Below are 11,827 nucleotides of genomic sequence, written 5' to 3' on the forward strand. Positions count from 1 at the left end.
TCTCGTGGGCTCGGAGATTGTATAAGAGACAGGGGGGCTCCTGACTCCGTGAAGCATGCACTGCCAGTCTGACGCGTCTTCCTGGTTTACGCTGACGCCTCCGGCCCGAGCGGTCGCTCCCTGACAACGAGCGGTCGCAGTCGCTATTTCCGAACGGTTTCCTCGTCCGCGAGGGCAGCCGCGAGCCGCGCCGCGTTACGGATGCAGTCGTTGAGGCCAATGCCTTTGTAGGCGTTGCCCGCCAGGTGCAGCCCGGGCCAGCGCTGGAGCGCCGCGTCGATGCCCGCCATCCGCGCCAGGTGCCCCACGTTGTACTGGGGGATGCCCCGCTGCCAGCGGAAGACCTCCGTGAAGGTGGGCCGGGCCGTCACGCCCGTCAGGGCCCGCAGCTCCTCGAGCGCCAGCGCCGCGAGCTCCGCTTCGTCCCGCTTCACCAGGTCCGGCTGACGCGCGCCGCCCACCATGCAGGTGTAGAGCACGCGGCCGCCCTCGACACGGAAGGGGAAGGTGGTGGACGCGTGGATGGCGCCCAGGAGCCGCCGCTTCTCCTCGAAGGGCACCAGGAAGCCGAAGCCATCCGGTGTCGGAAGCGTGCCCGCGTCGAAGCCCAGGTGTACCACCGCGATGGGCGCGTACTCGATTCGGGACACCTGCTCCGCCAGCGCGTCATCCAGGGGGCGCAGCAGCTGCGCGGCGACAAACGCGGGAACCGCCAGCACCACGTGGTTCGCGGTCAGCTCCGCGCGGCGTCCATGTTCCTCGACGGCGAGCTTCCATCCGCCATCCACGCGCGTCAGGCCTTCCACCCGCGCGCTCACGTGCGCCGCGTCACCCAGCGATGCGGCCAGCGCGTCGATGAGGACCTGGAGGCCGCCGTCGAACGTGCTCAGCGCGCCCGTCAGCTTCGGCGCGTCCCCCGCGGGCAGCGCCTTGCGTTGGGCCTTCTGCGCGCGGATGGCGCCCAGGATGAGGCTGCGGTGCTCGCGCTCCAGCTTCACCAGCATCGGGAAGGTGGCCTCGACGCTGAGCTGCTCCACGTCACCGGCGTAGATGCCCGTCTGCACCGCGTCCAGCAGCACCCGCGTCGCCGCGCGGCCCAGGTGGCGGCGGCCGAACGCGGCCAGCGATTCGTCCGTGCCTTCCGGCGCGCGGCCGGAGAACAGCTCGCCGGCGACCCGCAGCCGTGCGCCCAGCGGAAGAATGTCCGAAGCCAGAAACGCCGGCGGCGAAGCCGGCACCGACCGGAGTCGGCCTCGCGTGTAGACATAGCGACGCTTCGCTGAAGGGTCGGCGACCCGGATTCGACCTTCCAGGTTCAGCGCCGCCGCGAGCTCTCGCGTCGCGGGCTCGCGGTCCAGGAAGCTGTTGGGGCCTTGCTCCACCAGGTAGCCAGCACGCGCATGCGTGCCCACCGCGCCTCCCAAACGTGCGGATGTCTCCAGGAGCACGGCAGCCGTACCGCGCGACCGCAAACCGTGCGCGATGGCCAACCCCGAAATCCCACCTCCCACGACGGCGACATTCATCTGATGTGTCCTCTGCATGTGGTGCATGCGATTACCAGCGTGCACTCCCCGGTCGTCAACGCGCGTGTTTTGCCAGCGGAAGGCATTCAGCGCGTTAATGCCGTGCATGCGCTACGTCATCACCGGAGCGAGCAGGGGGATTGGTTTCGAATTCGTCCAGCAGCTCCTGCTGCGGGGCGATACCGTCGAAGCCGGGGTCAGGTCGCCAGAGGGAGCACGGCGGCTGGAGCCGTTGAAACAGAAGGCGGGCAACCGCCTGCGCATCCATGCGCTGGACGTGGGAGACGACGCCAGCGTGCGCGCGTTCGCCACCAACGTGTGTACCGGCCCCGTGGACGTGCTCATCAACAACGCCGGTGTCTCCGGCTTGTGGTGCGCGTTGGGTGACGTGGACTACGCGGACATGGCGCGCACGTTCACCATCAACGCCCTGGGGCCGCTGCGTGTCACCAACGCGATGCTGCCGGGCTTGCGGCAAGGCGCCTTGCGGCGGGTGGCGCACGTCACTTCGCGGATGGGCTCGTTGGCGGCGAACACCGACGGCGGGGCCTATGCGTACCGCATGTCGAAGGTCGCGCTGAACATGGCCGTTCGCTCCATGTCCACGGACCTGCGCCCGGAGGGCTTCGTCACCGTGCTGCTTCACCCTGGTTGGGTGCAGACGGACATGGGTGGCCCGGACGCCACGCTGCCGGCGCCGGATTCGGTGCGCGGCATGCTGCGGGTCATCGACGGGCTGAACCCGGAGCACAGCGGCCGGTTCTTCGACTACCAGGGGACCGAAGTGCCCTGGTAGCCGTGCCCTCATGGGTAGAGCATCTGCGTGCGCCAGCCGCCGTCCTCGCGCAGGTAGACGTGCCGGTCGTGGAGCCGGCTTTCCTGGGCGTGCCAGAACTCGATGCGGTCCGGCACCACGCGGAAGCCGGACCAGTGCGGCGGGCGCGGCACGGGCTGGCCGGCGTACTTCTGCTCCACCTCCGCCACGCGGGCCTCCAACTCCTCGCGAGTCGCCAGCGGCTGGCTCTGCAGGCTGCCCCAGGCGCCCACCTGGCTGCCGCGGGCGCGGCTCTGGAAGTAGGCGTCCGCCTCGGCATCCGTGACGCGCTCCACGCGGCCTTCCACGCGCACCTGTTCATTCAAGGGCTGCCAGTAGAAGCAGAGCGCCGCGTAGGGATGCGCGCGGGCCTCGCGGCCCTTCCGGCTTTCGTGGTTCGTGTAGAACACGAAGCCGCGCGCATCGAAGTCCTTGAGCAGGACGACGCGCGCGCTGGGGCGCCCGTCATCCCCCACGGTGGCGACCACCATGGCGTTGGGGTCCACCGCAATGGCCTGCTTCGCCCGCTCGAAGAGCTCCGCGAAGCGCTGGATGGGGTCTGGAGGAATCATCACGCGATGCAACATAAGGGGGGCGGGGCAGGTGTGCACCTTCGCGGTTGACTCATCCGGCACACACGTCAATGTGCGCACATGAATGTCCTCTTCATCTCCTCGGAGGTGGCCCCGTTTTCCAAGACGGGGGGCCTGGGGGATGTGGCCGGGGCCCTCCCCGCCGCGCTTGCCTCGCTGGGCCATGACGTCAAGGTCATCACCCCGCGCTACCGCGACTTGCGAGGCGCGGAGCGGCTGGAGCCCACGGGCCAGTCCCTGCTGCTGCGCTTCCCCTTCGGCGAGCTGTCGGGCCCCATCCTCTCCGCCCGCGTGTCCGAGCGGCTGGAGGTGCTCTTCCTGGAGAACGAGTTCCTTTTCGGCAACCGCCACGGCCTCTACGGAGCCGCGGGGGGCGCCTTCGCCGACAACCACCGGCGCTTCGCCTATCTCAGCGTGGGCGCGCTCCAGGCGGCGCAGCGGCTGCGCTTCATCCCGGACATCATCCACGCCAACGACTGGCAGACGGGGCTGGTGCCGGTGGCGCTGCGGCGCGGCTTCCAGACGGGGCCGCTGGCGCACGCGAAGAGCGTCTTCACCATCCACAACCTGGCCTACCAGGGGCAGTTCCCCAAGGACGTGATGGGGGACCTGGCGCTGCCCTGGGACTTGTTCACCGCCCATGACGGGCTGGAGTTCCACGACACGGTGAACTTCCTGAAGGCGGGGCTCGTCTTCTCCGACGCGCTCACCACCGTGTCCCCCACCTACGCGCGGGAAATCCAGACGCCGGAGCAGGGCCACGGGCTGGACGGCCTGCTGCGCCACCGCGCGCACCGGCTCCACGGCATCCTCAACGGCGTGGACACGCACGAGTGGAACCCGGAGGACGACGCCTTCCTCCCGGCCCGCTACGGACTGAAGGACCTGTCCGGCAAGGCTGTGTGCAAGCGCGAGCTGCTGGCTCGCTTCGGCCTGGAGGACGGCCCGGCGCCGGTGTTCGGCTTCGTCAGCCGGCTGGCGTGGCAGAAGGGCATGGACCTGCTGCTGGAGGCCCTGCCGGCCGCGCTCCACGCGGACATCCGCGTCGTCGGCGTGGGGAGTGGTGAAGGCCCCCTGGAGGAAGGGCTGCTCGCGTTGCAGGCCCGTTACCCGAAGCAGGTGGGCGTGCACATCGGCTTCGACCCCGGGCTCTCCCACCTGGTGGAGGCGGGGGCGGACTTCTTCCTCATGCCCAGCCGCTACGAGCCGTGTGGCCTGAACCAGATGTATTCGCTGCGTTACGGCACGGTGCCCATCGTCCGGGCCACCGGCGGGTTGGTGGACACGGTGGAGGGGGGGCTGGACGGAAACGGCATCCTCTTCGAGGCCTTCCACAAGTCCGCCCTGCTGGCGGCCATCCGCCGCGCCCTGGCCCTCTACGCGGACCCGCCGCGCCTGGACGAGTTCCGGCGCCGGGGCATGGAGAAGGACTTCTCCTGGGGGGCGTCCGGCCGCCGCTACGAGGCGCTCTTCCACGACCTGGTGGCGGAATAGTGGGTGCGGACGGAAATTCGCAGTAATGTTGTGCCGTGGCGGATGCTCCGGACCTGGGTGGTTACGAGGTGGTCGGCCGGTTGGCGGTGGGCGGCATGGCGGAGGTGTACCAGGCGAGAGCCCGGGTCACCACGCAGCGCTCACCGGGTGAACCGGACGAGATTGTCATCAAACGTCTGCACCCGTCGTTTCGCAGCGACACCGCCTACGTCAAAGCCTTCGTCGACGAGGCGAAGCTGACGGTCCGCCTGCGCCATCCGAACATCGTCCGCACCTACCGCCTGTTCAAGGCGGGGCCGGACTACCTGATGGTGCAGGAGCTCGTGAGCGGCCGGACGCTGGGCTACATGCAGGAGCTGCTGGTGAAGGCCGGCGCGGCCATGCCGCCCGAGTCCGCCTGCTACATCGCCTGGTGTCTGCTCAAGGCGCTGGACTACATCCACCGGGCCAAGGTGGGGGAGAACGGCGCCACCATCGTCCACCGCGACGTGAATCCGGCCAACCTGCTGCTGGGCATCAACGGCGACGTGAAGCTCACCGACTTCGGCGTGGCGGAGGTGGAGGGGCTGATGCGCGGCGACTCCGGCGCGCTGCGCGGCACGCTGCCCTACATGAGCCCGGAGCAGGTGCTGGGCCTGCCGGTGGACGCGCGCACGGACCTGTACTCGGTGGGCATCATCCTCTGGGAGCTGTGGTCCGGCCGCCGCCTCTTCGCCGGGGAGCATGAGGCGGAGCTGATGCACAAGGTGCGCGACGCACGGGTGCCGCTGCTGACGTCCTCTCCGGAGCTGCCGGACTATGCGGTGCAGGTGGCGCGCAAGGCGCTGTTCGCGGACCGGGCGCGGCGCTTCCAGACGGCGGCGGAGTTCATCAAGGCGCTGGAGTCCCTGTCCCGGCGCGCGGGCTGGCCGCTGACGGTGGAGGCGCTCCAGCCGCTGCTGGGGGGCTGAGATGCGCTCGCGCCGCGCCGTCATCCTGGGGCTGCTGGGAGGCGGGCTCGCCGTGTCCGGGTGTCTGGGCTCGGTGCCCTTCCGGCCGCGGGCCTATGAAGACGCGGTGCGCGTGGTGGGCTTCCAGGTGGACTTCCGGCAGGACGGCACCGGCGTCCTGGACCTGGACCTGGCGGTGACGAACCCCGCTTCGGACGCGGCCACGCTGGCCGCGGTGGACTTCACGCTGCGGGTGGACGGGCGCCGCGTGGCGGTGGGCACCCAGCAGGTGGCGGCGCCCCTGGCGGCGGATGGGAGCGCCCCGCTGCGCGTGCTCTTCCCGCTGGCCAGCGCGCGCGCCACGGGCGGGCCGGAGCCCGTGCCCCGGCGGGTGCAGGTGGAGGGCGGGGTGGTGCTGCGCTTCGGCGGCACCGAGCGGCGCGCGCCCTTCAGGTCCGAGCGCGTGCTGCCGCTGGCCTGGGTGCCGCCGCTGGACGGGGACTGAGGCCGCCGCCGCTCACGCGTGGGGTAGGCGCCACCCATGCGGTGTCATGGTAGTTGTGCGTTGCCGGCGGTCAGTGTGACGTGCCAGCGTGCTGGCCATGTCGCTTTCCCGACAATGTCTGTTTCCCATCTCCTTGGCGTTGCTGGGTTCCACCAGCGTGCTGGCCGCGGAGAAGTCGCCTCCCCCTGAGCCTCCGGCTCCTTCGCGCAAGGTCGACCCGACGAAGGCGCAGACGGAGGCGTGGCTGCGCGAGCACATCGAGGCGTGGAACGACTCGGAGGTGCACGTCACGGTGAAGGACTGCCGCATCATGGTGCTGGACAAGCCCCGTGAGCGGACGGAGATCGTCGACCTGCGCGGCTTGCTGCTGCCCATCGAGGTCATCCGGCTCAACGGCGGGAGCGATGCGACGCTCCGGCTTCGTGTGAAGGAGAAGCACACCGGGACGTACTCCATGTTCCGCAAGTGCAGCGCGGAGAACCGCTACTGCGCGGAGCCCACCGGCAAGTTCCAGAGCCTGCCCTATGTCGACCTCTCCGTGACGTCGGTGCGGGACTTCGTCCCCGGACGGCAGACGGACGTCGACAAGAGCCTGCGGCTGGAGCGGGCGCTCGAACACTACTCGCGGCTTTGTGGGGCGATGGAAGATGCGCGCAACCGGCTCTTCTAGGTTCGGGGCAGCGGGGCTGGCGGCGTTGCTCTTCTCCCAGGCGGGTTGCAGCACGACGTCCGAGTACGTGCGCGGCGAGCGCCTGCGAGAGGCGTCCCTGGGAGAGACTCACCGCGACACGCTGGAGAGCGTCGTGGATGCGTCCTACGTGGGCCGCGTCGCGGTGAAGCGCACCACCTGCACCGAGATTTCCACCGAGTTCAGCAAGAAGCGCATCGACACGACGACCAGCCCGCCCATGGGCTCGTTGCTCGGCGGGCTCGCGATGCTCGGAGGTGGCGGCGTCTTGATGGCGATGTCCGACGGCTCGTCCGATGACGACGTCGACATCACCATGACGCTCGGCGTGGTGCTGGCGCTCGCCTCCATCTACCCGTTGGTGACGGCGCTCACCGACGAGGACGTCAGCCAGGAGGAGGTCGTCACCGGCGAGGTCGAAGAGGAGCGCTCCCAACGCTGCGATGAGCGGACCTTCGCGCTCAAGGGCCCGTTGCATTGGAGCGTCTCCCTGGGCGCCGCGCGGCGCACCGGGCGCACCGGAGAGGACGGCGCCGTGTCGCTGGGGCAGCCGCTCAACGAGTTGGTGGAGCAGGCCATCACCGATGAGGCCAGCATCCGCCGGCTCGTCGCCGGGCGGGGCATTGCCTTCCGGCTGGAACTCGAGCGCGCCCCACCGGCGGACTTCCGGCTCGATTCCAAGGCGCTTCCGGATGCCTACTTCCGGCGCTTCGCGGACCGCTACGGGCAGCAGCTCGGAGGCAGCGAGCGCGCCCGCTTCGAGAACTGCGAGCTGATTGGCAAGTCCGCGCGAGAGACGCTGGAGTGCTACTGGTCCCAGTAGTGGGTGAGGGCCGGCCCCGGAGCGGGGCCGGTGCCGCTCCGGGCCTCAGCTCTTCGCGGAGGCCTGTTCCTCGCGGCCGTGCTCGCGCGCCAGCCCGTCGCGGGACTCCGCGACCTTGCCGTCCTTGGTGAGGCCAGACTTCACGCGCGACATCCGCACGCGGTCGATGCGGGGGCCTTCCTTGGACGCCACGACGAACTGCCAGCCGCTGTAGGCGAAGCGCTCGCCCACGTCGGGCAGGTGGCCCGCCATGGAGGAGAGGAAGCCGCCCAGCGTGTCGAAGTCGCCTTCGGGCAGGGGGAAGCCGAACGTCTGCGTGAAGGCGTCCACCTCCAGCGCGGCGTCCACCAGGAAGCTGCCGTCAGCCAGCTTCTCCACCTGCTTCTCCTCCACCTCGAACTCGTCGCCGATGTCGCCGACGATTTCGCGGAGGATGTCCTCCAGCGTCACCACACCCATGAAGCCGCCGTACTCGTCGACGACGATGGCCATGTGGATCTTCTGCTTCTGCATGTCCCGGAGCAGGTCGCCAATGGGCTTCATCCACGGCACGAAGTGCGCCGGGCGGATGATGTCCTGCAGGACGATGAGCTCGGGGTGCTGGAGCAGGGGGATGATGTCGCGCGCGTGCAGCACGCCGATGACGTGGTCCACGTCGTCCCGGTACACGGGGATGCGGGAGTGGTTCTCCTCCGCCAGCAGGCGCAGCAGCTCGTCCGGGGTGATGGTGATGTCCACCGTCACCACTTCCGTGCGCGGCACCATGACGTCGCGGCAGCGCTTGTCGGACAGCTCGAAGATGGAGCGGATGAGCTGCGGAGCGCTCTTGTCGACCTCGTTCTTCGCGGCCTGGGCGGCCAGCAGCTTCTCCAGCTCCTCCAGCGGAGGGGGCGGCGGCTCGAAGCGCAGCGTGCGGCCGAAGGTGCGCGCCATCAGGTTGAGCACCACCATGGCCACGCGCATGGGCGGGTAGAGCACCGTCACCAGCAGCGAGGTGAAGCCCGACAGCCGCAGGGCCCAGCGCTCCGGGCTGCCGTTGGCCAGCCCGCGCATGGTGACTTCCATGAGCGTGGCCAGCACGCCCACCAGCAGCGCGCCCGCGGCGACGGTGGCCACCGGCAGCCACGCGGATTCGCCGTAGCGGCTGAAGTCCAGCATGCGCGGCGGGACGAAGGCGCCAATGGCCGCGGCCTGGAAGCCGCTGAGCACCATGCCCAGGCGCAGCGCTGTGGCCACGGGCTCGCGGTCCGTTTTGTGGCGGAGGACCCGGCGAGTCGCCCGGCCCGGCTGCGTGTTCGCCAGTTCCTGTGCTCGCAAGTCGGACACGCCGTAGAGCGCGGACTCCGAAGCGGCGACAAGGGCCCTGACGAAACTCAGCGCCAGGCAGGCGACCCAGAGGGTCCAGGTAGGCATAGAGCCCTGTTCTTATCCCGTGCTAAGGGTCCATACCACTGCGCTGGAGCCCTGATGTCCGCTCGCATGTACGCCGTTGGAGCACTCCTGGCCATTCTCGTCCCGACGCTCGCACGCGCGTGGCCGGTGGACCTGGTCGTCCCCCTGGAGCCCGGGAAGGAACGCTTCCACAAGCTCGACACCGTGGACTGGGTCCAGGTGGCGGACGCCTCCGTGGCGGACGCGGAGCTGCTGCCCGGGAGCAACGAACTGTTGCTCACTGGCCAGAAGCAGGGCCGGACGCTGCTCCTGCTGTACGCGGGGGGCCGCTTCGCCGTGTGGCGCCTCACGGTGGGCTCGCCGCCGCCGGAGGACCCCGCGCCAAGGCTGGCCGCGGCCCGCAAGGCCTGTCCGGACCTGGGCGCGACGAGCGGCGCGGAGCGCTCCCTCAGTGCTTCGGTGAAGGACTCCGCGTGTAGGTTGGCGCTGCTGGAGCTGCTGAAGACGGACGCCTTCGTGGCCCGGGAGCTGGAGCTGACCTTCGAGCTCCCCGTCCTCCAGGAGCAGCTCACTTCACTGGGGGAGGGGTTGAAGCCGCTGGGGCTGGAGGCTCGTTACAGCGGCGCGGGCGTGGTGGTGTCGGGCGCGGGCTCGCCGGAGGTGCACCGCAAGGCGCTGTGGGAGTTGTTCCACCGCTCCGTGGGCCGGGTGCCGCTGGACGACCAGATTCAGGAAGTGAAGCCGCCCGAGCCCACCGACGCCGGTGCGCCGGCCGCGGCCACGCCCGCGGTGGAGGCGGAGCGTGAGATTCCGGTGGAGGTGCTGCCGCCGCCGAAGAAGTCACGCAAGCGCTGAGGGCTTCGGCTTGGCGTGTCGCGGGCTTGCGGTATGACGGGAGGCTCCCTCTTTCGCCCGCGTGCCTCAGCCGGCCGCGGCCGCTTCTTCGTGGAGGAGCCCGATGCGTTTGGCAGTCCGGTTGACCGCGCAGGCGTGGGTGTCGAGCCTGGCGCTGCTGATGCCCCTGATGGCGTCCGCGCAGTTCGATGACGTGGACACCTTTCCTGCCGCCGAGCCCGAGCGCGGCTGTCCGAAGCGCCCGGACGTGGTGCCCTTCACGGCGCGCAACCTGGTGGGGCTGACGGGCTCCGGCTGGCTGGCGCACCAGGCCATCATCCCGGAGTCGAAGGACCGCTTCTTCCTGGAGAGCGAGCGGGAGCGCTCCGGCGTGAAGCTGGTGCCAGAGGATGTGGACGTCCGGAAGCTGGGCGCGCCGGACCCGTCCGTGCCCTTGTGGGTGTTCGGCAAGGCGGATTCGGCGGCCTGCCGCGCGGTGCCCGTGGTGTGGTGGGCGGTGCGGATGGGGACGGACGCGGACCGCAAGACGTACCTCATGTCCGAGTTTCAGGTGGACTGCGACGTGCTGCCCCCGGGCCGGCTGTCGGGCACGCCGGTGGCGCTGCGCCAGAAGGACGCGCCCACCGGCTGCAAGCTGCGCCGCGCCGACGACAACTCCACCAGCGACGAGGGCCGCGGACTGCCCCTGGAGCTGTCGGACGTGATTCCCGAGCGCGCGTCGTGCGAGGCCCCGGAGTGCCAGCGCAAGTGGGAGATTTTCAGCAGCCGGTGGGATGACGGCAGCGCCGTGTTCGACATCGCGGTGTCGTGGATGAAGCGCGACGGGAAGAAGGACCCCTGCGAGTGGGCCACGGAGGACCACACCGCGCTGCTGCTCCGGCCGGCGGGGGCGCTGGCTCCGCTTCCGATGCGCTCAGGCGGGGCCTTCTTCGGCGCGCTCTACGACAGCACCGGGCTGCGCACCGTCCTCAGCCGCACCTTGGGCGTGCTCAACGTCCATGACGCCGCGAAGCCCAAGGTGGCGCCGAAGGCGGTGCGCTACGGCAGCCCTACGGAGGAGGAGCTGGCGCACGGGAAGCGCACGTTGTCACCGTGCAAGAAGTAGGGCGTCGGGGTTGAGTCCCCGGAGCGAACTGCGAGATGATTCCCCTTGCTGTGCTCTGGGACAGGGGGGAGTCATGGCCAATACGGTCGGCGTCAACAAGATGTCCGTGGTGACCAAGGACTCCAACGGCGTCTCCGTGGCGTTTCCAGATGTCTGCAAGACGCCCAGCCCGGCGGGCCCCATCCCCCTGCCGTACCCGAACGTGGCGCGCTCCGCCGATACCGCTCAGGGCAGCAAGACGGTGGCGGTGGAGGGGAACCCCTTGTGCGTGAAGGACTCCAACTTCAGCACCAGCACAGGGGATGAGGCCGGAACGGCGGGGGGCGGCGTCGTCTCTGGCAAAACCAAGGGCAAGGCCGAGTTCGTCAACTTCTCCTTCGACGTCCAGGTCGAGGGGAAGAACGTGGCGAGGGCCCTCGACTTGATGCTGCACAACGACAAGAACACGCCTCCGTTCCCACTGATGCAGCCACCGGTGATGGCGGCCGGCCAGGGCTCGGGCAAGTGCAACTGCCTGGTCTGCGAAAAAGAGATGTAGCGCGAGGGGGCGGAATCCCATGGCCTCACACGAACAGGACGCCGGGCGCCCGCCTTCTCAGGTGGAGGAGCCCATCCTGGGAAACCTCATCGGCCGGGTCGTCGGACGGGGGCGAATGGGCACGGTGCAGGTGGACTTCGAGGGCAACCACCATGGGCCGCTGGAGGCCCGGCTCGCGGTCGCGGTGGATGAGGCCACGCTGCTTCGGGCGATAGAGGCGCGGCAGGAGGCGGTGCTCTGTTTCGAGCGGGGCACACCGGCGTGCCCCATTGTGCTCGGTTTGCTCCAGCCGCGCAGTGAGACGCCCCTCCTGGATGCCATGCTCGAAGCGCCTGATGTCGAGCGCCAGGATGGAGAGGTCGCCATCGTCGCCAACGGCCAGCGAGTCCCCATCGAGGGGCTTCTGGACGGCGCTACCGAGGAGCTCGAGCTTCGCTGCGGCAGGTCCAGCCTGGTCCTGCGGCGCAATGGTCAGATTCTGCTTCGGGGTGAGCACGTGCTCGTCGACGCGGGCCAGGTGCTGCGCCTTCGTGGTGGCAAGACGCAGATCAACTAGACAGGGGGC

The 11,827-nt window shown here is 69.7% G+C and carries 13 protein-coding genes; 10 read left to right on the forward strand and 3 right to left on the reverse strand.

The features are described from left to right. Window positions 1-143: 143 nt before the first annotated feature. On the reverse strand, window positions 144-1,553 hold the full coding sequence (gene hemG, locus F8M74_RS25100) for a protoporphyrinogen oxidase (protein ID WP_141254643.1): 1,410 nt from the start codon (window positions 1,551-1,553) through the stop codon (window positions 144-146). Between the two features lie 79 nt (window positions 1,554-1,632). On the opposite strand from hemG, the gene F8M74_RS25105 reads away from it, so the two are divergent. Next, entirely contained in the window at window positions 1,633-2,322 is a 690-nt protein-coding gene (locus F8M74_RS25105; protein WP_141254642.1) for an SDR family oxidoreductase, read from the forward strand. An 8-nt stretch (window positions 2,323-2,330) separates the two neighbouring features. Here the strand turns inward: F8M74_RS25105 and pdxH are convergent, their stop codons facing one another. After that, a complete protein-coding gene (gene pdxH, locus F8M74_RS25110) occupies window positions 2,331-2,993 on the reverse strand; it encodes a pyridoxamine 5'-phosphate oxidase (protein ID WP_141254641.1) in 663 nt (220 codons plus the stop codon). Here pdxH and glgA point away from each other — a divergent pair, their 5' ends adjacent. The 5 genes from glgA to F8M74_RS25135 all read left to right on the forward strand — a co-directional run bounded on the left by glgA (window position 2,994) and on the right by F8M74_RS25135 (window position 7,372). Continuing rightward, complete coding sequence (gene glgA, locus F8M74_RS25115; protein WP_141254640.1) at window positions 2,994-4,427, forward strand: glycogen synthase GlgA; 1,434 nt, start codon at window positions 2,994-2,996, stop codon at window positions 4,425-4,427. A gap of 35 nt (window positions 4,428-4,462) precedes the next feature. Continuing rightward, window positions 4,463-5,377 carry a serine/threonine-protein kinase gene (locus F8M74_RS25120; protein ID WP_140861057.1) on the forward strand — a complete coding sequence of 305 codons (915 nt, stop codon included), beginning with the start codon at window positions 4,463-4,465 and terminating at the stop codon, window positions 5,375-5,377. A 1-nt stretch (window position 5,378) separates the two neighbouring features. Beyond that, window positions 5,379-5,861, forward strand: coding sequence for an LEA type 2 family protein (locus F8M74_RS25125; protein WP_011551415.1), 483 nt, complete (start codon window positions 5,379-5,381; stop codon window positions 5,859-5,861). Between the two features lie 97 nt (window positions 5,862-5,958). After that, window positions 5,959-6,531 (forward strand): hypothetical protein, encoded by a 573-nt coding sequence (locus F8M74_RS25130; RefSeq protein ID WP_216620083.1) that lies wholly within the window; start codon window positions 5,959-5,961, stop codon window positions 6,529-6,531. After that, a complete protein-coding gene (locus tag F8M74_RS25135) occupies window positions 6,509-7,372 on the forward strand; it encodes a hypothetical protein (RefSeq protein WP_216620085.1) in 864 nt (287 codons plus the stop codon). The genes F8M74_RS25130 and F8M74_RS25135 overlap by 23 nt, the downstream gene beginning before the upstream one ends. 45 nt (window positions 7,373-7,417) lie before the next feature. Here the strand turns inward: F8M74_RS25135 and F8M74_RS25140 are convergent, their stop codons facing one another. After that, window positions 7,418-8,785, reverse strand: coding sequence for a hemolysin family protein (locus F8M74_RS25140; protein WP_141254637.1), 1,368 nt, complete (start codon window positions 8,783-8,785; stop codon window positions 7,418-7,420). 54 nt (window positions 8,786-8,839) lie between these two features. On the opposite strand from F8M74_RS25140, the gene F8M74_RS25145 reads away from it, so the two are divergent. The 4 genes from F8M74_RS25145 to F8M74_RS25160 all read left to right on the forward strand — a co-directional run bounded on the left by F8M74_RS25145 (window position 8,840) and on the right by F8M74_RS25160 (window position 11,818). Next, window positions 8,840-9,619: a pilus assembly protein N-terminal domain-containing protein gene (locus F8M74_RS25145; protein ID WP_141254636.1), complete on the forward strand. Its 780-nt coding sequence runs from the start codon at window positions 8,840-8,842 to the stop codon at window positions 9,617-9,619. Window positions 9,620-9,722: 103 nt separating this feature from the next. Further along, window positions 9,723-10,724 carry a hypothetical protein gene (locus tag F8M74_RS25150; RefSeq protein WP_141254635.1) on the forward strand — a complete coding sequence of 334 codons (1,002 nt, stop codon included), beginning with the start codon at window positions 9,723-9,725 and terminating at the stop codon, window positions 10,722-10,724. A 73-nt stretch (window positions 10,725-10,797) separates the two neighbouring features. After that, complete coding sequence (locus F8M74_RS25155; RefSeq protein WP_141254634.1) at window positions 10,798-11,262, forward strand: DUF4150 domain-containing protein; 465 nt, start codon at window positions 10,798-10,800, stop codon at window positions 11,260-11,262. Window positions 11,263-11,281: 19 nt separating this feature from the next. After that, window positions 11,282-11,818 carry a DUF6484 domain-containing protein gene (locus F8M74_RS25160; protein WP_141254633.1) on the forward strand — a complete coding sequence of 179 codons (537 nt, stop codon included), beginning with the start codon at window positions 11,282-11,284 and terminating at the stop codon, window positions 11,816-11,818. Window positions 11,819-11,827: the final 9 nt, after the last annotated feature.

Origin of the sequence: Myxococcus sp. CA023 (genome assembly GCF_010998615.1) — a bacterium.
GTDB lineage: Bacteria > Myxococcota > Myxococcia > Myxococcales > Myxococcaceae > Myxococcus.